Source organism: Thioreductor micantisoli (assembly GCF_055392745.1).
Genome location: NZ_AP043760.1, coordinates 793,732 through 814,568, shown reverse-complemented (window position 1 = coordinate 814,568; position 20,837 = coordinate 793,732). Strand labels below are relative to the sequence as shown.

The following is a 20,837-nucleotide window of genomic DNA, read 5'->3' as shown; positions in this document are numbered from 1 at the left end:
TTTATTGATTTTCCTCTTTGTTTTTTTCTTCCTTTTCTTCCTTTTCTTCTTTATAAGGATTTACAGATTTTACTACTAAAATAGAAACTCCATATAAAATAATTAGTGGAATTGCCATTAAAAGTTGCGTCATTGGATCTGGTGGAGTAAGAATAGCGGAAACTATAAAAATAATAACAATTGCATATCTAAATCCATCCATTAAAGTTTTATCTGTAATTAAATCAAATTTTGCTAAAGCATATGAAAATACAGGAAGTTCGAAAGCTATTCCAAACCCAAACATAAATTTAGCAAAAAATCCAATATATTCACTCATCTTAAGCATAGCTACAAATTGAACTCCACCAAAATTGATTAAAACATTAGAACCAAATGGAAACACTACATAATAAGCAAATGCAACTCCACTTAAAAACATTATAGTTGACCAAAACACAAATGGAACTGCCATCTTTTTTTCATTTTCATATAAAGCAGGCGCTATAAATTTCCACACTTGCCACATTATAAAAGGCAAAGCCAATACAAATCCAGCATAAAGCGAAATTTTAAGAGCTGTTAAAAATGGTTCAGCTAATGATGTAAATATCATAGGCTTGTCAAAAGCCTGTTCTAAAGGCTTTTTCATCCAAGCATAAACAAGTTGCCACTTCATAAATATAATTAAAAAAGCAATTCCATATGAAATTACTATTTTAAATAATCTATTTCTTAGCTCAGCAATATGAGGTCTTATTTCATCAAGCATTATGCTTCTTTTTTAGTTTCAGTTTCTTTATCTACTTTTATTTCAGTAGCTTTATTTTCAACTTCTTTTTTATCTTCTTCAGTATCTACTGTTTTCATTTCTTCTTTGAAATTTTTAATACCACTTCCTATTCCTTTTGCAAGTTCTGGTATTTTTTTCGCTCCAAAAAGTAAAACTACAATCACTAAAATAATAATTAATTCTGTACTACTCATTCCCATTTTCAATCCTTTTATTTAGTTTTTAAGTAATTGTATCAAAAATTTATAAAATTTGTTATAATTTATTATAATAAAATTAAAAATAGGATTTATAATGACTTTAAATGACTATAAAGATAAAGTAAAACTTCTAAAAAAATATGCTTATGAATATTATGTGCTTGATAATCCAACTGCAACGGATGAAGAATATGATAAACTTTATCATGAAATTTTGAAATATGAAAAAGCTCATCCAAACGAAATCGACACTACTTCACCTACTGGGCAAATAGGTTATAAAGTATTAGATAAATTCCAAAAAGCTAAACATTTAAGCCGTATGTGGTCAATGGAAGATATTTTTAATGAACAAGAATTAAATGAATGGATAAATAGAATTCAAAAAACCATTCAGATAGATAAATTTTATATAGAGCCGAAATTTGATGGTGCAAGTTTAAATCTAATATATGAAAATGGAAAATTAAAACAAGCAATTACTAGAGGAAATGGAGAAATTGGAGAAAACATTACAAATAATGCTTTTGTAATAAATTCTATTCCTAAAACAATTAATTATAATGAACTCATAGAAATTAGAGGTGAAATTGTCATCAAAAAAAAAGAATTTGAGAAAATAAACGAAGAAAGACTAAAAAACGGCGAAGATGCATTTTCAAATCCAAGAAATGCAGCTGCTGGAAGTCTTAGACAACTTGATAATAAAATTACAGCTAAAAGAAATTTAGAGTTTTATCCGTGGGGCGTTGGAGTTAATTCATTAAATTATAATAGTTATTATGAAATGATGAATTTTATCTACAAATTAGGATTTAATGAACCACCTAAAAGAGCATTAGTAGAAACAAAAAAAGAGATTATACAAAGATATAATGAATTTATAGAGTTTCGCCAAGATTTTGAAATGATGTTAGACGGAATGGTAATCAAAATTGATGATATTTCAAAACACGATATTTTGGGATATACAGTAAAATATCCAAAATGGATGGTAGCTTTTAAATTCCCAGCTATTGAGAAAAAAACTATATTAGAAAATGTTATTTTACAAGTAGGAAGAACGGGAGTTATTACACCAGTAGCAGTTGTAAAACCTGCCCTAATTGATGGCGCTATAGTTACAAGAGCAACTCTTCATAATTTTGATGAAATTGAAAGAATGGATTTAAGAATAAACGATGAAATAATAATTATAAGAAGTGGAGATGTTATTCCTAAAATTACAAAAGTGGTATCTCATCATAGTGATAATAAAATCCCTCGCCCTACTCACTGCCCTGTATGTGGAAGTGAAGTTTTGGATGAAGGGGCTCTCATCAAGTGTCAAAATTTATCATGTCCTGCAAGAGTGATTAATGCTATAATCTATTTTGCAAGCAAAAATTGTATGAATATTGATGGTCTTGGAGGAAAAATAGTTGAACTTTTAGTAAATGAAAAATTAATTACAGATGTTGTGGATTTATACTCTTTAACAATGGATAAACTTCTTAAATTAGAAGGATTCAAAGAGAAAAAAGCACAAAATTTACTTACTTCTATCGAAAATTCTAAGGGAGCTGAATGCTGGCGATTTATAAATGGTTTAGGAATTGAACATATTGGAGAAGTCGCAAGTAAAAAACTTTGTGAGAAATTTGGAGTAAATTTCTTAGATGTTAACAAAGAAAATCTTCTTGAAATTGATGGATTTGGTGAGGAAATGGCAAATTCATTACTTGAATTTATAAGAGTTAATAAAGATAAAATTATAAAACTAAAAGAGATAATAAACCCAAAAAATCCAGAAATCAAAGAGATAAAAAAATCACCATTTACCAATAAAACTATCGTTTTAACTGGTTCGATGAGCAAACCAAGAGGTGAAATTAAAAAAATACTCGAAAATTTAGGTGCCAAAGTTACCTCATCAGTTAGCAAAAAAACTGACTTTGTAATTTATGGAGAAGATGCTGGAAGTAAATATGATAAAGCTATAAATTTAGGAGTTAAAACTATTAGCGAAGAAGAAATGGAAGAGATGTTAAAATAATATCTCTTTTTCTAACTTATTATTATCTCCATACAAATCAAAAAAACATATTTTTAAATTTAAGCTTTTATTTTTAAAAAATTCATAATAACTACTTTCAATATCATTATCTTTTGGATAAATCAAAAACAGAGTTTCGCAATTTTGATATTTTGTTCCATAAGCATAAAGTTGATACATATCTGCTTGATTAATTCCATTATGAATTTTTTCTTCACTCAAAATTTTCCATTTTGTATCAAGTATAACTTTCCCATTATCTAATACAATATCCGGTTTTAACTGAAACTTTTTATCTTCTCCATTCAAATATGCAAGATGATGAGTTTTATCTTGTGCTTTTATATTTTTGATTTTCATCTTATTTTTCAGATAATGATAAACATAACTTTCAAAAAGTTGATTCATATCAAAAAGAAGTGCAAAAGCAACACTATTTCCTTTGTAAGGTGTAAAGCTATTTCCAAATAAAAATATTTTTGCCCATAAAATAATATTTTCATAATCTTTCATTTGTCTATTTAATTTAATATTATCAAAAGCTATTTTTATATTTTTACACTTTTTTATCTCATCAAAAACAAACAAAAACTCTCTAATTCTTTTTTGGTTTTTATTTAAGTTAGACTTTTTATAAAGATATTTTAGTGTAGTTTTTATGATTCTATTTTCAATCCTATCACTCATAAATTCATCATATTCTACAAAAAATCTCTCTTTATGAATAAAATTTTTCTTAATTTGCTCTTTTAATTTTAATTTACCTTTTAGAAATTTTAAATTTTCCTCTTTTTGAATATAATCACTTTTTATTCCTCTTTTTATAAGTTTATCTAATTCATCTAAAAACATTGAGATAAAAATTTCTAAAAGAGGCATTTTATTAGCTTTTAATTGTGCCATATTAAAAGATTTAAAAGGAGAATTTTTCAAAGTTTTTAGCATTTTTAAAAGCAATTTTTTTTAATTCTTCATCACTTTTATTTTTGATTTTTGGAAGAATTTCAATCGTAGTGCCATCTTTTGTTTGAATTAAACCTACGAAATTTTGAGCTTGTAATACTTTTCCAAAGCCTTTTTTCATAGTAATTTTTAAATAATTAGCACTTGCTTCATTTTCTAAAATAAACTTTTCTAACTCTTCAAAAGTAGATTTTTTTATAAAATTTTTTTGATTTTTATCTTTACACTGAATAAATTCAAACTCTTTTAAAATCATTTTCTAAAATCACTAAAATCAAAATTTTCTTTAATTTCATATATGAATTTTTCATCATCCAAATAATCATCTTTCTTGTAATCAAAAATATTAGAATCTAGTTCTTTTTTATCTACAAATCCTTTACCTAAAACCATCATAATTTTTTCAAAGTCATCATAAAAATATTCTTGTAAAAGTGGGATAATTTTGTTTTTAAAAATATTTGTTAATTCTTCTATCGTTTGATTATCTTCTAAACTCATAAAATAAGAATGACCAATGGTGTGGTCTCTATCGTAAAGATATTCAATTCTTTCATTTATAGTTTCAAACATCTTTTTAATATCAATATCATGTTGTTGAATTTTAATATCTTCTAAAAGTTCAGCTTTTGGCATCATCTCAATAAATTCAAATCTTCTTCTAAGTGCCGTATCAAGCAGAGCAATACTTCTATCAGCGGTATTCATAGTTCCTAAAATATATAAATTTTTTGGCACTCCAAACTCTTCATTTGAATATGGAAGTCTAACTTTTATCTCTTCACCTGCTCCAATTCTTTTGCTCAATTCAATAAGTGTAATAAGTTCTCCAAATATTTTTGAGATATTTCCACGATTTATTTCGTCTATTATTAGAATGTAGTTTTTCAAATTTAATTGATTTACATATTTAAATTCGTTTGAATTTTCAAGAAGTAATTTTAAAGTTGCATTATAGTATATTTCTAATCCACCCTTAATTCAATTATTTTTCTCTTCTTCATACATTTCTTCTAATGTACTTATTGCTAAATGGAGATTTTTATTTCCATTAGATGTTTCTAAATATATAGTATTATTATTTACTTTATAAATGTAAAAAAATGTTTTTGTTAGGGAAATCTTTAATTTGTTTTGTATTTTTAAAGGATCTAATATTACTTTTTGAAATACTGATTTAAAAAAAAGCTTTCTATTTGATTGATTTTGTTTTAGTTTTGAATTTTCAAAATTTTCTTTTGCTTTTTTTGACAATTTCTTAAAAATCCCATCTTCAACACGATAACTTAAATTCCCGTTTTCATCACTTTCAGCCTTAATCCCCTCTACAAATTCTTCATATCCATAACTTTGATGAAAAGTTACAAATTCAATTTGCCCTGCTTTTTTATATTCATCAAATCTCTTTTTTAACTCTTCTCTATTTTCATTTTCTAAATCATCTAAAGTTTTATTTTCTATAATTGATAATGCTCTATTTATTGTATTATATGTTTTTCCAGTCCCTGGAGGTCCATATAAAATTTGATTTAGTGATTGATTTTTGTTTTGCATTTTATTTCCCTTTTTCATTTCATTATCTTTTGATATTTCTTCATTTTCAAACATTAAATATTTTCTATATGCAGATTTAAAATCATTATATAAATCTTGATGTAACTTATTTTCGTTCATATATTTCTTAAACTTATCTTTAAAGTAACCTGTATCAATTTGTTTTAAATCAAGTCCCAATTTATCTACTATTTCTAATCCTCTTTTTAATAATGAAATGTATGTAGTAATCGAGGGAAAATTAATATTCTCACCATATTTTCTAAAACCTTTAAAATCAAATTTTTCCATATTTATTCCTTTATTTTTTAAACAAATCCCTCATCTACTAATTCATAACCATTTTTATTAATTATATGTCTTTCGCCTGAACCACCTGCAATTCTCGACCAACTTTCAGAGATTAATTCTAAATTATCCTTTTTTAACTCTAATCTATAAGAAAAACCACCATACATTCCATAAATAGGAAAATAGATATTTTTTGATAAATTTATTTGCTTAGAATTTAACTCAGGTAATTCAATATCATTTTTTATACCAAACTCATTCATTCTCTCATTAATTAATTTATGAAAATGAACTTCTATTTGTTTTATTGTATCCTTATAGATGCTATTATTACTGTTTATTGCAATATAAAATTCATCTATGATTTTTTTAAACTCTTCGGGGATTATTTCAAAAGCTTTATCTTTTAAATATTGAGGTATCTCTTTGTAAAAAGCTTCAGCTATTGCTCCTGCCATACAAGCTTGTGTATCGGCATCACCTTTTAACCAAATAGCATTTTTAATAGCACTTTCAAAATCAGTTGATTCCAAAAATGCTGTTATTGCTTCAGGCACACTACCTTGACAAGTTTCATTAAAATGATAAGTTTTCTCTATTTCTCCAAGTGTTCTACTTAAATCATAATTAAATCTTGTTTCTATTTCATTTTTAATCTCTTCTTTTGTATGATTTGTTCTAGCTAAAAAAATTGCTAATGCAACTGCTTGAGCACCTTTTATACCTTCCTTATGGTTATGAGTAACTTCTGCACTTTCTTTTGCTTTTTCTAAAACTTCATCAATTGAATCATAATAAAATCCAACAGAAGATACTCTCATTGCACTACCATTTCCATAACTTCCATAAGGTTCTAATGATTCTGAATCTATCCAATCATAAAATCTTCCGCCATAACCTCTTCCTGGATATCTCTGTGCATATCTTTTAATTGTTTCGGCAAAATCTTTATTATACAAAATTGCATCAGCAACAGCTACTGTTAAAACAGAATCATCAGTAAAATCAACACCATCTTTCATAAGAGAAAAATCTCTTACTTCAATTGGATCAAACTCATAAACTGAACCACATATATCACCTATTATTGCACCTAACATTGTTTATCCCTTTTATTATTATCAAAATCAAAATATTCTTTCTATTATAATTATAACAGAAATTTTGATATAATAATCTCTTATAAAAAGAAAGGAATTTTATGGCTAATACTGAATTAGATTATGATATCGATATAGAATTAATGAAACCAAAAATGTATAAAGTTATTTTACATAATGATGATTATTCGACTTTTGATTTTGTGATAGATGTTTTGACAACTGTTTTTTATAAATCAAAAGATGAAGCAGTTGAACTTACCCTCAAAGTCGATAGAGAAGGATTTGCAATAGTTGGAATTTACCCTTATGATATAGCCCAAACAAAAGTTAGTATGGTAAAATTTATGGCAAAAGAAGCTGAATTTCCCTTGCTAGCTACAATGGAGGAAGAATGAATATAACAACAAGACTTAATAAAATTTTACAATATGCCTTGCAAGATGTAAAAAGAAGAAAAAATAGATTTGTAACATTAGAACATATATTTTATGCAATGCTTAGAAACTCTACAATGTCTTCACATATAATAACTTTAGGGGCTGATATAGAATTTTTAACAATTACAACAAATAAATATTTAAATACATATGTAGAAACGATAGATAAAATGCCTGAAGATTTTCAACCAGTAGAAACTGATGCTTTCCAAAGAGTTACAAATAGAATGTTTGAACATCTCCAGGGAATTAGAAAAGATGAAGCAAATGAATTTGATATGTTAGCTTCTATGGCAGAAGAAAGTGAAAGTTTTTTTATGCAACTTCTATTTCGTTTTGGAATAGATAAACTCGATATTTTACAATATATCTCTTCTTTAAACTTAGAGAAGAAAGATAAACCAAAAAAAGAGACTGAAATAGAAAAATATACTATCGAAATGGTTAGTGAGGCTCTAAAATATGATAATGTCATCGGTAGAGAAAAAGAAATAAACAGAGTTATGCAAGTTTTATTAAGAAGGAAGAAAAATAATCCAATTTTAGTAGGTGAAGCAGGCGTTGGAAAAAGTGCAATAGCAGAAGGGCTCGCTAAAAAAATAGCCGTTGGAGATGTACCACCAGTTTTAAAAGATAAAAAAATATTTTCCCTTGATATTGGAAGTTTAATCGCTGGGACAAAATATAGAGGTGAATTTGAAAAACGAATGAAAGTTGTTTTGAATGAACTTAAAAAATATGATGAGCCTATTTTATTTATAGATGAAATTCATATGATAGTTGGTGCGGGAGCTAGTGGAAGCGGAACTATGGATATTGCAAATCTTTTAAAACCAGCACTTGCAAGAGGTGAAATTCGATGTATTGGTGCAACTACTTATGAAGAATATAAAAAAACATTTGAAAAAGATAGAGCATTACACAGAAGATTTCAAAAAATTGATATAAACGAACCAAGTGTAAATGATACAATTAAGATTTTAAAAGGTTTAAAAAGCAGATATGAAGAGTTTCATAATGTTAAATATTCAAATGAATCTATCATTACAGCAGTTGAACTTAGTAAAAAATATTTAAGAGAAAAGTTTTTACCAGATAGTGCTATTGATGTAATTGATGAAGTTGGAGCTAAATTTAAACTAAAAAATAAAAATAAAATATCAAAAACAGATATAGAAGAGATCGTCGCTCAAATGGCAAATATTCCAAAAGAATCAGCAAAAACAAATGAGATTGAAAAACTTCGTCTGCTTGAGTACAATCTAAAACAAAAAGTATTTGACCAAGATGAAGCTATCAAAAACATCGTAAAAGTTATTAAAAGAAAAAAAGCGGGACTTACAAGAGATGATAAACCGATAGGAAGTTTTCTATTTGTGGGACCTACGGGAGTGGGTAAAACTGAAATAACTAAACAATTAGCCAAAATTATGGGAATTCATTTTGAAAGATTTGATATGAGTGAGTATCAAGAAAGCCACAGTATAGCAAAATTAATCGGAAGTCCCCCAGGATATGTGGGATATGAAAAAGGTGGGCTTTTAACTGAAACTATTAGAAAACACCCCCATACTGTTTTACTTTTAGATGAAATAGAAAAAGCACATCCTGATATTGTGCAACTTTTACTTCAAGTTATGGATAATGCAACTTTAACAGACAGTGAAGGGAGAAAAGCAGATTTTAGAAATGTAATTCTAATAATGACTTCAAATCTTGGAGTTGGCCAAGGTAGTAATATAGGATTTGATCAAGAAAAAAGTGATTTCAAGGAGGAAGCTATAAACAGATTTTTTGCACCAGAATTTATAAATAGACTTGATAGTATAATTAGATTTAAACCACTTAGCAAAAAAGCTCTACTTAAAGTAGTCGATAAATTTATGCAAGAAACAATCAAAAAACTTGCAAAAAGAAATATAACTTTAACTCTTAGTGATAAAGCAAAAGAAGAGTTAATCAAACGAGGATATAATCCGAAAATGGGTGCAAGACCTATGGCAGAGTTCATAGAAAATGAAATAATTGAGCCTTTAAGCGATGAAATATTATTTGGAAAACTTAAAAAAGGTGGAAATATAGGTATTGATTTTAATAAAAAATTTATTTTTAAGTTTTAATTATGTTAAAATTATATGATATATGTAAAAAAGGTAATATAAAATGAAACTTTTAATTATAGAAGATTCTAAAGTAATAAATACTACATTAAAGAAATCATTAGAAAAATATTTTGAAAATAGTGAAATATCTCAAGCATTTACTATAAAAGAAGCTAAAAATTTCCTTGATAATCAAAAGTTTAATTTAGTATTAACTGACTTAAATCTTCCAGATGGTGATGGTGATGAAATAATAAATGAATATGGAAAAGATAATAAAATAATTGTATTAACTGCTGATACTGATTTTCAAAGAAGAAATTACCTTTTTGGAGAAGGAGTTATCGATTATTATCTTAAAACTATGCCTTTTGATTATACTATTACAAAAATAGTTGAAAAATATAATCAACTTGAAGAAAATAAAAATTATAGAATATTGATAGTAGATGATTCATCTTTTTCAAGAAATTTAATGAAAAAAGTATTACAAAGAGATAATTTTCAAATCCAAACAAAAGCCAGTGGGAAAAATATAGTAGAAGATATAAGGGAAATTGAGCCACATTTAATTTTAGTTGATATAGAAATGCCGGATATAAATGGACTTGAAGTTATAAAAAATATAAGAAAAATAAACATAAACACTCCTATTATAGCAATTTCAGGTAGTCATAATTCACAAAATGAAATTTTAAATATGATGAAAAATGGAGCAAATGATTTTATATCAAAACCTTTTAGTATTGAATCTCTTATAATAAAAGTTGAACAATTCATAAAACTTGAAAAAATGAATTTAGATTTAATAAACAAGAATCAAGAACTTAAAAAACTTATTTCTCTTAAAGAATTTGAAATAAAACAAAAAGAAGAAGAACTTATAAAACAATCAAAACAAGCAATAATGGGAGAAATGATTGATTATATTATTCATCAATGGAGACAACCACTGAATATTATGAAACTTGAACTTATGAGATTTGAAATTGAAAATCCCAAATTAGAAAATTCTACATGTGTATCAAATGTTTCATCAAAAGTCACAGAATTAAACGAAATTATTAATGAGTTTAAAAGTTTTTTTAGAGAAGATATAAAAGAAAATATAAATTTAAAAGATGAACTTTTTAAAATTATAAAAATGATAAAAGATTTACTTATTATGAATAATATTTTAGTAAATATAGAAGGTGATGATATTAATATTGAATTTAATAAAAACAATCTAAAACATGTTATGTTTGTTTTAATTAACAATTCAATAGATGCTTTTAAAGAAAAAAATATTAAAGAAAGAAATATTAATATCAAAATAGAAAATAACAAATTAATTTATGAAGATAATGCAGGAGGAATACCTACAGAAATTCAAGATAAAATATTTGAACATAACTTTACTACCAAAGATAAAGGAACTGGAATAGGTCTTTATATGGTTAAAAAAATATTAGAAAAAGATAATTTAACGATAAAATATGAACCTATACCAAATGAAAGTAGATTTATAATAGAATTATAATAAAACTTCAATTAAAGGATAAAAATGCAGATCAAAGCTAATTTAATTGATATTAAAAAAAGAAAAATAACACCCTCTATCATAGAGATTAAGAATGGTATTATAAACTCTATAATTGAAACAGATGAAAAATATGAGACTTATGTTCTTCCTGGGTTTATTGATTCCCATATTCATATCGAGAGTTCAATGCTAATTCCTAGTGAATTTGCTCGCTTGGCAGTTTTACATGGGACTGTCGCAACTGTAAGTGACCCTCATGAGATAGCCAATGTACTCGGTCTAAAAGGTGTTGAATTTATGCTCGAAAATGCTAATCAAACGAATTTCAAGTTCTATTTTGGAGCTTCACCTTGCGTTCCCGCAACACCATTTGAAACAAATGGAGCTACTTTAGATGTAAAAGCCGTAACAACTCTACTAAAAAATCCTAAAATAAAATTTTTAAGTGAAGTAATGAACTTCCCTGGTGTCATAAATAATGATAAAGATATAATGTCAAAAATAGCAGCTGCAAAGAAGCTAAACAAACCTATAGATGGGCATGCACCAGGACTTATGGGGAAAGATTTAAAAACTTATATAGCTGCAGGAATATCAACAGACCACGAGGCTTTTAGTTATGAAGAAGGTTTAGAAAAACTTCAAAATGGGATGAAAATTCTCATTAGAGAAGGTTCAGCTGCAAAAAATTTTGATACACTTCATAAACTTATAGACCAATATCATGAAAATATGATGTTTTGTAGTGATGACAAACATCCTAATGATTTACTTAAAGGACATATAAATAGCTTAGTTGCTCGTGCTGTTTCTTTAGGACATAATGTTTTTGATGTTTTAGGTATGGCTTGTTTAAATCCTATTGAACACTACAATTTGGATGTTGGTACTCTTAAAGTGGGAGATAGTGCAGATTTTATAGAAATAAATAATTTAAAAGAATTTAAAGTCATACAAACATTTATAAATGGAACCGTAGTTGCAAAAGAAGGAAAAAGTTTATTAAATTCTGTAAATGTTGATATTGTTAATAAATTTGAGACATCACTGAAAACTCCATCAGATTTCTTCTTGCCAAAATGTGAAAAAATGGAAGTGATTCAAGTAGTCGATCATGAACTTATAACTTATGAAAAAGTTTTAAGTGATGATGATGACGATGTTTTAAAAATAGCGGTTATAAATAGATATCATAATAGTGCAATAAAAGGAATTGCTCATGTTAAGGGATTTGGATTAAAAAATGGAGCTATAGCTTCAAGTGTTGCTCATGATTCTCATAATATTATCGTAGTTGGTTGCAGCGATAAAGATATGGCAAAAGCTGCAAATCTTATTATAAATGCTAAAGGTGGTATTAGTGCAGTAAATAAAGATGAATCCCATTTATTAGATTTAAGTGTTGCCGGAATTATGAGTAATAAAGATGGATTTAAGATTGCAAAGAAATATGAGGAGATAGACAAATTTGTTAAAAACAGTTTGGGTTCTAAATTAAGCAGTCCATTTATGACACTTTCTTTTATGGCACTTTTAGTTATTCCAGAAATAAAACTTAGTGATAAAGGTTTATTTGATGGACGAAGTTTCCATTTTATTGCTCCATGTAAAAAGCCATAAAAAAGGCTATAAGGAATAGTTTAAATAAATAAGCTATTCTCTAAGATAGAAAAATAATTTCTATTTACTTTTTTTATCATAAGTATCTATTTGCATTGCTCTTCTATTATATCTATTTATAATATCCGGATCTGGATGAAGAATTGTAAGTGCATTTTCTTTACCAGTATAATCAAATTGAGATAATACATATCTAATAGATTCTAATCTTGCAACTTTTTTATCATTACTATTTACAATTATCCATGGAGAATATGAAGTATGTGTTTTACTAAACATTTCTTCTTTATAGAATGTAATTTTCTCCCACATTTTTTGAGCTTCTTTATCGACTGGGCTAAGTTTCCATTGTTTTAATGGATTATGCTCTCTTTCTGTAAATCTTTTCAATTGGACATCTCGACTTACTGAAAACCAAAATTTTATAATTACAATTCCATCATCAATTAAAGCATTTTCTGTTTCAGGAACTTCTTTCATAAATTTATTATATTGCTCTTTTGTACAAAAATTAAATACCGGTTCAACTATAGCTCTATTATACCAACTTCTATCAAAAAAAACTATTTCACCTTGATTAGGTAGATGTTGAAAATATCTTTGAAAATAAAACTGCCCAGCTTCTATTTCTGTTGGTTTAGGTAATGCTGTTACTCTAAATTTTCTTGGATTCAAATATTCAGTAAATCTTTTAATAGCACCACCTTTTCCTGCCGCATCTCTTCCTTCAAATATAATTATAACTCTTTTTTTATTTTCAAAAACCCAATTTTGAAATTTGATAAGTTCCATTTGAAGTTTTGTTAATTCATCCTCATATTCTACAGTTCTTATTGCTTTTCTAAGTTTTTTACCTTTAATTAATTGAGTTATTCCTGTTTTAGTTCTAAGTAATTTAAGTTCTTTTTCTAAATCATGTAATAAATCTATTGATTCTTTATCTTTTGCTTTTTCTTTTAAAGAAGATATGTTTTGAAATAATGTTTTCATTATCCGCCTTTTTCTTTATTATAACAAATTATGTATTAAAAACTAATTAAATCTTTCATATCTTTAATTGCTCGCTCAAGCCCCACAAAAATAGAATTAGCAATTATAGAATGACCAATATTAAGTTCTTCAATTTCTTTAATTTGAGCTATTGGTAAAACATTTTGATAATTAAGTCCATGCCCTGCAGCTACTCCAAGTCCAATATCATTTGCAAAAATTACGCTATCTTTAATTAATTTTATTTCATCTTCCAACATTTTTGATAACTCTTTTCTATTAAATTTTGTAAAAAGTTTATGTTTTGTGTAATTTAAATTTGAATTTAAAGCTAAACCTAAATTTGCATATTTTCCTGTATGAAGTTCAATCATATCTGCATTTAAATTTTTTGCTTCTTCTATTTGAGAAATTTCTGGGTCAATAAACAGAGATACCATTATATCATTTTCTAAAAATTTATTAATTGCTGATTTTATTCTATTACTATTTTTAAATAAATCAAGCCCACCTTCCGTAGTAACTTCTTCTCTATTTTCAGGGACAATAGTTATACGATTAGGTTTAAGTTTACATAATATTTCTACTATTTCTTCATTAATACTACATTCTACATTTACTGGTAAGAATGAGCTTTCAATAATTCTTCTAACATCAAAATCATCAATATGCCTTCTATCTTCTCTTAAATGAGTAGTGATTTGTTCAGCCCCTGCATTTTTACAAATTCCTATTGCTTGTAATGGATCTGGCTCATTTATTTGTCTTGCTTCTCTAAGTGTTGCAATATGGTCTATATTTACTCCAAGTTTCATTTTTAGCCCCTAATTTTTGAAAAATTATACCATATTTTAAATTAAATTGAGAATAGATAATAAAAAATGGAACTGACTAAATAAATGAAACAACTACAAATTTTAACGAAAAAAAGCTTTCAAAAAAGTGTGCTTCAAACCCGAAGAGCGCTTGCGTTGACACTTTTTAGCTTTTTAGAGTGTTAAAAAATTTGTTTTATTGTTGAGTGTTTTAGGTCAGTTCCATAAAAAATTAATAATTGAGAAATATTAAGCATAGAATTTTAGAAGTAAAAAAAGAAAAAGAAGTAGAAATTATTCTACTTCCGCATCGATAACATCGTCATCATCTGCTTTTTTATTTGCTCCTGCATTTTGGTTCGCACCATTTGCTCCAGCTTGTTCTTTTTGATACATTGCTTCTGCAAGTTTATGACTTGAATCAGTTAAAGTTTTAACTTTTGTATCAATTTCTTCTTTTGTAACATCTTCTTTTTTAAGTGTTTCTTTCAAATCATCAATTGCTCTTTGAATATCATCTTTTGTTTTAGCATCAATTTTATCACCAGATTCACTTAATGATTTTTCAGTTTGATAAACTAATGCATCAGCTTGATTTTTTGCTTCGATTAAAGTTTTTCTTTTTTCATCATCAGCTTTATGCATTTCAGCTTCTTTTACCATTCTTTCGATTTCTTCTTCACTTAAAGTTGAACTTCCAGAGATTGTAATTTTTTGTTCTTTTCCAGTTCCTTTATCTTTTGCACTTACATTTAATACACCATTCGCATCGATATCAAATGTAACTTCGATTTGAGGTACCCCTCTTGGTGCTGCTGGAATTCCTTCAAGGTTAAATTGTCCAAGTGATTTATTGTCTTTTGCAAATTCTCTTTCACCTTGTAATACATGAATTGTAACCGCACTTTGATTATCTTCTGCTGTACTAAATACTTGTGATTTTTTAGCAGGAATTGTTGTCCCTTTTTCAATAACTCTAGTCATTACTCCACCAAGTGTTTCAATTCCTAAGCTTAATGGTGTAACATCAAGTAATAATACATCTTTTACATCACCTTTTAAAACACCACCTTGAATTCCTGCACCTAATGCTACAACTTCATCAGGATTTACACCTTTATTAAGTTCTTTCCCTCCAAAATATTCACTTACCATTTGTTGAACTTTTGGAATTCTTGTAGAACCACCAACCATTACTATTTCTTGAATGTCGTTTTTACTTAAATCCGCATCTTTTAAAGCTGTATCAATATGTTTTAATGTTTCTTTCAATAAATCACCGATCATAGCTTCAAATTTAGCTCTACTTAAAGATTTTACTAAATGTTTTGGTCCAGTTGCATCTGCTGTAATAAATGGTAAATTTATTTCAGTTTCAGTTTTACTTGAAAGCTCTTTTTTAGCTGTTTCAGCTGCATCTTTTAATCTTTGCATAGCCATTTTATCTTGACTTAAATCAATTCCATTATCAGCTTTGAATTCAGATACTAGCCAATCGATAACAATATTATCAAAATCATCACCACCTAAAAATGCATTACCGTCAGTTGACAATACTTGGAAAGTTCCATCACCAATTTCCAAAGTTGTAACATCAAATGTTCCACCACCTAAATCATAAACTAATATAGTTTCTTCAGTTTTTTTATCAAGTCCATATGCTAAACTTGCTGCTGTTGGTTCATTAATAATTCTTAATACATTAAGACCAGCAATTTTACCAGCTTCTTGTGTTGCTTTTCTTTGACTATCATTAAAATATGCAGGAACTGTAATTACTGCTTCAGTTACAGGCTCTCCTAAAAAACTTTCAGCATCTTCTTTTAATTTTGATAAAATTTTTGAAGAAATTTCTTGTGGTGTATATTTTTTACCATCAATTTCAACGGCGCACGCTCCACTATTTTCAACAATTTTGTATTGAACTTTATTTTTTGCTTCTGCCGCTTCTTTATCAGAACACATCATCCCCATAATTCTTTTTACTGAATAAATTGTTTTTTCTGGATTTGTAATTGCTTGTCTTTTTGCAGGTTCCCCTACTAAAATTTCACCTTTATCAGTAAATGCTACTACTGAAGGAGTTGTATTTCTTCCTTCTTTATTTGCTATTACTTTTGCATTTTTCCCATCATAATATGCTACACAGCTATTTGTTGTTCCTAAGTCAATTCCTATTACTTTTGCCATTTTATCTCCTTTTATTTAATTTTTTAGTTTTTACAAATTGTAACCATACTTGGTCTAATTAATCTGTCTTTTAGTTTGTATCCTTTTTGATACACTTCCACAATTTCCCCATTTTTATGCTCTTCACTTGGAATTTGTTGAATTGCTTGATGAAGATTTGGATCAAATTCTTTATGTTCAACTGGTTCAATTCCATAGTTTTTAAATGTATCCATCATTTTTTTAAGTGTAAGTTCAATTCCTTCAAGCATCTCTTTTACACTTCCATTATCTTTTTCTTTTATATTTTTAATAGCGAGTTCAAGTGTATCTGCTACAGGTAAAAGATCTTTTGCAAATTTTTCAGCTGCATACTCAATTGCTTGGGTTTTCTGTTTTTCTATAATTTTTTTATCATTTTCACAAGCTGCATATGCTCTTAATGCTTGTTCCAATTTTTGTTCCACTTCAGATACTTTCTCCTCTTCAGATACTTTATCTTCTTCACTATTTTCAGCAACTTCTTGCTCTTTAGTTTCTTTTTCTACTAATTCATCATTATGATGTTTATGTTTCTTACTCATTCTTCCTCCTTTTTTAGATTAAGCCGATAAACTTTCAAAAAAGTTTATATAATTGTCATATATACTTCCAATCATGATAAACTCACTCTCTTTTTCATCAATTATAGCATCAATTTTATATGCCATAAAATCATTGTTAAAAGAGAGACCTTTTTTAAAATGATTAAAAATTTCATCAGTTATCAACTTGTCTATTGAAAAGTTTTGATAATGTTTGTATAAAAAATTTTTATTAAAATTTTTATACTCACTTACACTTAACTTTTTATAAAAGACATTAAGATTTAATGAAAAAACTATTTTTTTTAAATCATCTATACTATAATTTATAAATTGTGTAAAAAAATGAAATACTTCAGATGAATATTTCAAAATAACTTCATATTTTTCAAAATCAAGTATTACAAATCTATTTCTAAAATTTATAACACTTTTTAAAGTTACGAACTCTTTTTCTCTTATTGCAAGAAAAAGATTAAATTCATCTGCCAATTCTTCAAAAGAAGAATTATTTATATTTATTCCATCATATCTCAAATTTTCATACCAATATTGTTCTAGTGCCTCCCTAGAAGGTACACTTCCACTACTAATATGAACCTTTAAAAGTAACCCTTCACTATCAAGCTTTTGAAAATAATTTCTAATTGTTGATGGTGAAAAAGGCAACTTACACTTTTTTTTCAATACTCCAGAACTAACCGGAATATTTTCTTTTAAATATAAATCTATAAGATGATTTAATATCATTTCTTTTTTCATTTGTCACTCTTTATCTTTAATTGACGGTGTAATTATATACTATTTTTTATAATTTGTCAAGAATTTAATAAAAAAGCTTAGTAAAATAGACTAAACTTTAATTATCTAAATCATTCATATCAACTATAATTTCTTATAAAACTTCAAAATAGAGATAAAAAGAGAAGTAATAGCAGGACCTATAATAACACCCCAAAATCCAAAGCTACTAAGTCCTGCGACAATTGAGAAAAATACTAGCATTGAATTTAATTCTATTTCATTGTGCATACGCTTCTTTATCATATCAATAATAAGTGGCTTTACAAATGTATCTGCTATTACAGAAATAACTATTATAGAATATAATGCAACTATTATAGCTCCTTTAGTATCTCCTGTTGAATACAAATATAAACTAACAGGAAGCCACATTATTGCTCCTCCTATTACAGGAATTAAAGATGCAAAAGCATACATTACAGTAAAAAACACCCCGTCAAATCCGTAAAACTGAATAAACCCACCAAACAACAACCCTTCAAAAAGAGCGGTAAACATAGCTGAATAAAATACAAGCCCCATAACTTCTTGAGTATCTCTAATTAAAATTTCAGATTTTCTTTTTTCAAGTGGGGAAACATTTTCTAGAAATTTCAATATATCTTTTCCATATAAAAGAGTAAAAAAATAAAATATTACAATTAATATCATATCTTTTAAAAACATTGCACTTTTTGCAGTTAATGGTGCTATAAATGATGCTAAATTTTGATATATTAAATTTAAATTATTAGCTGAAAGATATTCTTCTACTTTTTTTGAAATAACCTCTGGCAAATATGCAAAAAGTTCATTTATTTTCCCAACTACCAAGTGGATAGTATTTGGAGTAACTTTATTTATAAGCCCAGCAGCTTCAGTAATAAAATAAAACAGTGGCCCAAAAAGTAAAAATCCAAGAGCTAATGTCATAATAGTTGAAGATATATATCTATTGTTTATTTTTTTATCTAAAATTGAATATACTTTAGATAAAGATATAGCCAACAAAATAGCAACAACTATATCCATCAAAAATGGTTGATAAGTAATATACATAAAATATGTAATAATAATAAATAAAATATTCAAAAAAGCATTTGAACTAATCAAAACAGGCTCCTTTCACTACTTAAATGCAATAATTCATAACTCTTTCTTGTAGCTATTCTACCTCTAGCCGTTCTCTCAACATACCCATTTGCAAGTAAAAAAGGCTCTATTACATCTTCGATAGTTTCTTCATCCTCGCTTAATGCTGCTCCTATAGTTGATAATCCCAAGGGCTTTTTAGCATTACAAAGAAGTCTTAGATATGCCAAATCAAGTTCGTCAAACCCATTTACATTAACACCCAATTTATCAAGTGCATATTTTGTAGTTTTTAATGTTATAGCCTTTTCCTCTGCTACATCACTAAAATCTCTAACTCTTTTTAAAAGTCTCAGTGCAATTCTTGGAGTTCCTCTACTTCTTTTGGCAATTTCTAATGCCGATTCACTTTTTATTGGTTTATTTAATTTATTTCCAGCAATTTGAACAATTTTAGATAACTCTTCATCATTATAAAATTGAAGTCTAAAATTCATACCAAATCTATCTCTTAGAGGATTACTAAGCATACCAGCCCTTGTAGTTGCACCAATTAATGTAAATTTTTCTATATCAATTTTTATAGTTTGAGCAGCAGGGCCACTTCCTATAACTAAATCAAGTCTGTAATCTTCCATCGCAGGATAAAGCACCTCTTCGATAGTTGCTTTCAATCGATGAATTTCATCAATAAATAAAATATCACCTTCTTGAAGATTTGTAAGAATCGCTGCCAAATCTCCAGCTTTATCTATCATTGGAGCCGATATTACTTTTATACTTGCATTCATTTCATTTGAAATTATATGGGCCAAAGTTGTTTTTCCTAGACCTGGGGGACCAAAAAATAGAATATGATCTAAATGTTCATTTCTTATTTTTGCAGCTTTTATAAAAACTTTTAAATTTTCTTTTACTGAAGCTTGCCCAATATATTCATCCCAAATTTCAGGTCTTAAATTTGTTTCAAAACTTTCTTCAATTTCAAATTTTTCTACTTCAACTACTCTCATTAATAAATCTCTTTTTGGGTAGGAAATTGTCCGTTTTCTACCTCTTTTACATAGTTTTTAACTGCTTCTTTTGTAATTGTAGCACCATTTAAATATCTTTTTACAAATTTTGGCTTAAATTCATCAAAAAATCCAAGCATATCACTCCAAACTAAAACTTGCCCATCTGTATATCTTCCTGCCCCTATTCCAATTACTGGAATTGTAAGCATTTCGGTTATCTTTTTTGTTACATCTTCTATTACGCCTTCAACTACAAGCATAACAGCCCCAGCTTCTTCTACGGCTTTTGCATCTTTTAAAACTTTATTAATTGACTTTTCATTTTTTCCTTTTACTTTATATCCACCTTCACTTCTTGAAGATTGAGGCATAAGTCCTATATGACCAACCACCGCTACCCCGTTATCTGTAAGTAATTTTATAACTTCAGCTTTTTCCTCGCCACCTTCAAGTTTTACCGCATCCGCTTTTGTTTCTTTAAAGATTTTAATTGCACTTTCTAAACCTTTATTAGGTGTTGAATAACTTCCAAAAGGCATATCCGCTATAATATAAGCATTTTTAGCACCATTACAAACAGCTTTTGTGTGATAAATCATTTGTTCAAGTGTAGCAGTTAAAGTGTCATTTTCTCCAAAAAAACTCATATTCAAACTATCTCCCACTAAAATAGTGTCAACTTCATTATCAAATATTTTTGCAAAAAGGGCATCATAAGCCGTAATCATTGTGATTTTTTTACTATTTTTATATGAATGAAGTTTTGAAATTGTTGTTTTCATTAAA

General features: G+C 27.3%; 19 protein-coding genes and 1 pseudogene. 5 read left to right on the top strand and 15 right to left on the bottom strand.

Annotated elements, in window-relative coordinates:
• Position 1 precedes the first annotated feature (1 nt).
• Entirely contained in the window at positions 2–751 is a 750-nt protein-coding gene (gene tatC, locus ACZ5OA_RS04250; RefSeq protein ID WP_464908285.1) for a twin-arginine translocase subunit TatC, read from the bottom strand.
• Entirely contained in the window at positions 751–972 is a 222-nt protein-coding gene (gene tatA, locus ACZ5OA_RS04245) for a twin-arginine translocase TatA/TatE family subunit (RefSeq protein ID WP_464908284.1), read from the bottom strand. Before tatA ends, tatC begins: the two co-directional genes overlap by 1 nt.
• A gap of 94 nt (positions 973–1,066) precedes the next feature.
• Between tatA and ligA the strand changes: the two genes are divergently transcribed.
• A complete protein-coding gene (ligA, locus tag ACZ5OA_RS04240) occupies positions 1,067–3,007 on the top strand; it encodes an NAD-dependent DNA ligase LigA (RefSeq protein ID WP_464908283.1) in 1,941 nt (646 codons plus the stop codon).
• Here ligA and ACZ5OA_RS04235 read toward each other — a convergent pair.
• From ACZ5OA_RS04235 to ACZ5OA_RS04215, 5 genes and pseudogenes are all read right to left on the bottom strand, one after another.
• Positions 2,999–3,910, bottom strand: a complete 912-nt coding sequence (locus ACZ5OA_RS04235) for a 5-methylcytosine restriction system specificity protein McrC (RefSeq protein ID WP_464908282.1) — start codon at positions 3,908–3,910, stop codon at positions 2,999–3,001. The genes ligA and ACZ5OA_RS04235 overlap by 9 nt on opposite strands.
• A gap of 10 nt (positions 3,911–3,920) precedes the next feature.
• Positions 3,921–4,226, bottom strand: coding sequence for a 5-methylcytosine restriction system specificity protein McrC (locus ACZ5OA_RS04230; RefSeq protein WP_464908281.1), 306 nt, complete (start codon positions 4,224–4,226; stop codon positions 3,921–3,923).
• A pseudogene (locus tag ACZ5OA_RS04225) lies at positions 4,223–4,861 on the bottom strand (McrB family protein); the annotation flags it as partial. The gene ACZ5OA_RS04230 and the pseudogene ACZ5OA_RS04225, both read right to left, overlap by 4 nt.
• Before the next feature lie 90 nt (positions 4,862–4,951).
• Positions 4,952–5,815, bottom strand: coding sequence for a hypothetical protein (locus ACZ5OA_RS04220; RefSeq protein ID WP_464908280.1), 864 nt, complete (start codon positions 5,813–5,815; stop codon positions 4,952–4,954).
• A gap of 17 nt (positions 5,816–5,832) precedes the next feature.
• Positions 5,833–6,915 carry an ADP-ribosylglycohydrolase family protein gene (locus ACZ5OA_RS04215; RefSeq protein ID WP_464908279.1) on the bottom strand — a complete coding sequence of 361 codons (1,083 nt, stop codon included), beginning with the start codon at positions 6,913–6,915 and terminating at the stop codon, positions 5,833–5,835.
• 101 nt (positions 6,916–7,016) lie between these two features.
• Between ACZ5OA_RS04215 and ACZ5OA_RS04210 the strand changes: the two genes are divergently transcribed.
• The 4 genes from ACZ5OA_RS04210 to ade are packed head-to-tail and all read left to right on the top strand — an operon-like array spanning position 7,017 to position 12,602.
• A complete protein-coding gene (locus ACZ5OA_RS04210) occupies positions 7,017–7,313 on the top strand; it encodes an ATP-dependent Clp protease adaptor ClpS (protein WP_464908278.1) in 297 nt (98 codons plus the stop codon).
• Entirely contained in the window at positions 7,310–9,475 is a 2,166-nt protein-coding gene (locus ACZ5OA_RS04205) for an AAA family ATPase (protein ID WP_464908277.1), read from the top strand. The genes ACZ5OA_RS04210 and ACZ5OA_RS04205 overlap by 4 nt, the downstream gene beginning before the upstream one ends.
• A 43-nt stretch (positions 9,476–9,518) precedes the next feature.
• Complete coding sequence (locus tag ACZ5OA_RS04200) at positions 9,519–10,979, top strand: response regulator (RefSeq protein ID WP_464908276.1); 1,461 nt, start codon at positions 9,519–9,521, stop codon at positions 10,977–10,979.
• Between the two features lie 24 nt (positions 10,980–11,003).
• On the top strand, positions 11,004–12,602 hold the full coding sequence (gene ade / locus ACZ5OA_RS04195; RefSeq protein WP_464908275.1) for an adenine deaminase: 1,599 nt from the start codon (positions 11,004–11,006) through the stop codon (positions 12,600–12,602).
• A 60-nt stretch (positions 12,603–12,662) separates the two neighbouring features.
• Here ade and ppk2 read toward each other — a convergent pair whose 3' ends face one another.
• From ppk2 to panB, 8 genes are all read right to left on the bottom strand, one after another.
• On the bottom strand, positions 12,663–13,592 hold the full coding sequence (gene ppk2, locus ACZ5OA_RS04190; protein WP_464908274.1) for a polyphosphate kinase 2: 930 nt from the start codon (positions 13,590–13,592) through the stop codon (positions 12,663–12,665).
• Positions 13,593–13,627: 35 nt separating this feature from the next.
• Positions 13,628–14,407 carry a pyridoxine 5'-phosphate synthase gene (locus tag ACZ5OA_RS04185; protein ID WP_464908273.1) on the bottom strand — a complete coding sequence of 260 codons (780 nt, stop codon included), beginning with the start codon at positions 14,405–14,407 and terminating at the stop codon, positions 13,628–13,630.
• 294 nt (positions 14,408–14,701) lie between these two features.
• Positions 14,702–16,597: a molecular chaperone DnaK gene (gene dnaK, locus ACZ5OA_RS04180; RefSeq protein WP_464908272.1), complete on the bottom strand. Its 1,896-nt coding sequence runs from the start codon at positions 16,595–16,597 to the stop codon at positions 14,702–14,704.
• A gap of 23 nt (positions 16,598–16,620) precedes the next feature.
• Entirely contained in the window at positions 16,621–17,160 is a 540-nt protein-coding gene (gene grpE / locus ACZ5OA_RS04175; RefSeq protein WP_464908271.1) for a nucleotide exchange factor GrpE, read from the bottom strand.
• Positions 17,161–17,178: 18 nt separating this feature from the next.
• The gene (locus ACZ5OA_RS04170) at positions 17,179–17,922 is read right to left on the bottom strand and encodes a hypothetical protein (RefSeq protein WP_464908270.1); all 744 of its coding nucleotides are present in this window, start codon (positions 17,920–17,922) and stop codon (positions 17,179–17,181) included.
• Positions 17,923–18,045: 123 nt separating this feature from the next.
• Positions 18,046–19,056, bottom strand: a complete 1,011-nt coding sequence (locus ACZ5OA_RS04165; RefSeq protein WP_464908269.1) for an AI-2E family transporter — start codon at positions 19,054–19,056, stop codon at positions 18,046–18,048.
• On the bottom strand, positions 19,053–20,048 hold the full coding sequence (gene ruvB, locus ACZ5OA_RS04160; protein ID WP_464908268.1) for a Holliday junction branch migration DNA helicase RuvB: 996 nt from the start codon (positions 20,046–20,048) through the stop codon (positions 19,053–19,055). Before ruvB ends, ACZ5OA_RS04165 begins: the two co-directional genes overlap by 4 nt.
• On the bottom strand, positions 20,048–20,833 hold the full coding sequence (gene panB / locus ACZ5OA_RS04155) for a 3-methyl-2-oxobutanoate hydroxymethyltransferase (protein WP_464908267.1): 786 nt from the start codon (positions 20,831–20,833) through the stop codon (positions 20,048–20,050). Before panB ends, ruvB begins: the two co-directional genes overlap by 1 nt.
• Positions 20,834–20,837 lie beyond the last annotated feature (4 nt).

Coding starts and splice junctions, on each gene's coding strand:
- ACZ5OA_RS04215 (WP_464908279.1), bottom strand. CDS start 6,915: ATGTTAGGTGCAATAATAGGTGATATATGTGGTTCAGTTTATGAGTTT.
- ACZ5OA_RS04185 (WP_464908273.1), bottom strand. CDS start 14,407: ATGAAACTTGGAGTAAATATAGACCATATTGCAACACTTAGAGAAGCA.
- panB (WP_464908267.1), bottom strand. CDS start 20,833: ATGAAAACAACAATTTCAAAACTTCATTCATATAAAAATAGTAAAAAA.
- ACZ5OA_RS04210 (WP_464908278.1), top strand. CDS start 7,017: ATGGCTAATACTGAATTAGATTATGATATCGATATAGAATTAATGAAA.
- ACZ5OA_RS04230 (WP_464908281.1), bottom strand. CDS start 4,226: ATGATTTTAAAAGAGTTTGAATTTATTCAGTGTAAAGATAAAAATCAA.
- ppk2 (WP_464908274.1), bottom strand. CDS start 13,592: ATGAAAACATTATTTCAAAACATATCTTCTTTAAAAGAAAAAGCAAAA.
- ACZ5OA_RS04235 (WP_464908282.1), bottom strand. CDS start 3,910: ATGGCACAATTAAAAGCTAATAAAATGCCTCTTTTAGAAATTTTTATC.
- dnaK (WP_464908272.1), bottom strand. CDS start 16,597: ATGGCAAAAGTAATAGGAATTGACTTAGGAACAACAAATAGCTGTGTA.
- tatA (WP_464908284.1), bottom strand. CDS start 972: ATGGGAATGAGTAGTACAGAATTAATTATTATTTTAGTGATTGTAGTT.
- ACZ5OA_RS04220 (WP_464908280.1), bottom strand. CDS start 5,815: ATGGAAAAATTTGATTTTAAAGGTTTTAGAAAATATGGTGAGAATATT.
- tatC (WP_464908285.1), bottom strand. CDS start 751: ATGCTTGATGAAATAAGACCTCATATTGCTGAGCTAAGAAATAGATTA.
- ACZ5OA_RS04205 (WP_464908277.1), top strand. CDS start 7,310: ATGAATATAACAACAAGACTTAATAAAATTTTACAATATGCCTTGCAA.
- ACZ5OA_RS04200 (WP_464908276.1), top strand. CDS start 9,519: ATGAAACTTTTAATTATAGAAGATTCTAAAGTAATAAATACTACATTA.
- ruvB (WP_464908268.1), bottom strand. CDS start 20,048: ATGAGAGTAGTTGAAGTAGAAAAATTTGAAATTGAAGAAAGTTTTGAA.
- grpE (WP_464908271.1), bottom strand. CDS start 17,160: ATGAGTAAGAAACATAAACATCATAATGATGAATTAGTAGAAAAAGAA.
- ade (WP_464908275.1), top strand. CDS start 11,004: ATGCAGATCAAAGCTAATTTAATTGATATTAAAAAAAGAAAAATAACA.
- ACZ5OA_RS04170 (WP_464908270.1), bottom strand. CDS start 17,922: ATGAAAAAAGAAATGATATTAAATCATCTTATAGATTTATATTTAAAA.
- ligA (WP_464908283.1), top strand. CDS start 1,067: ATGACTTTAAATGACTATAAAGATAAAGTAAAACTTCTAAAAAAATAT.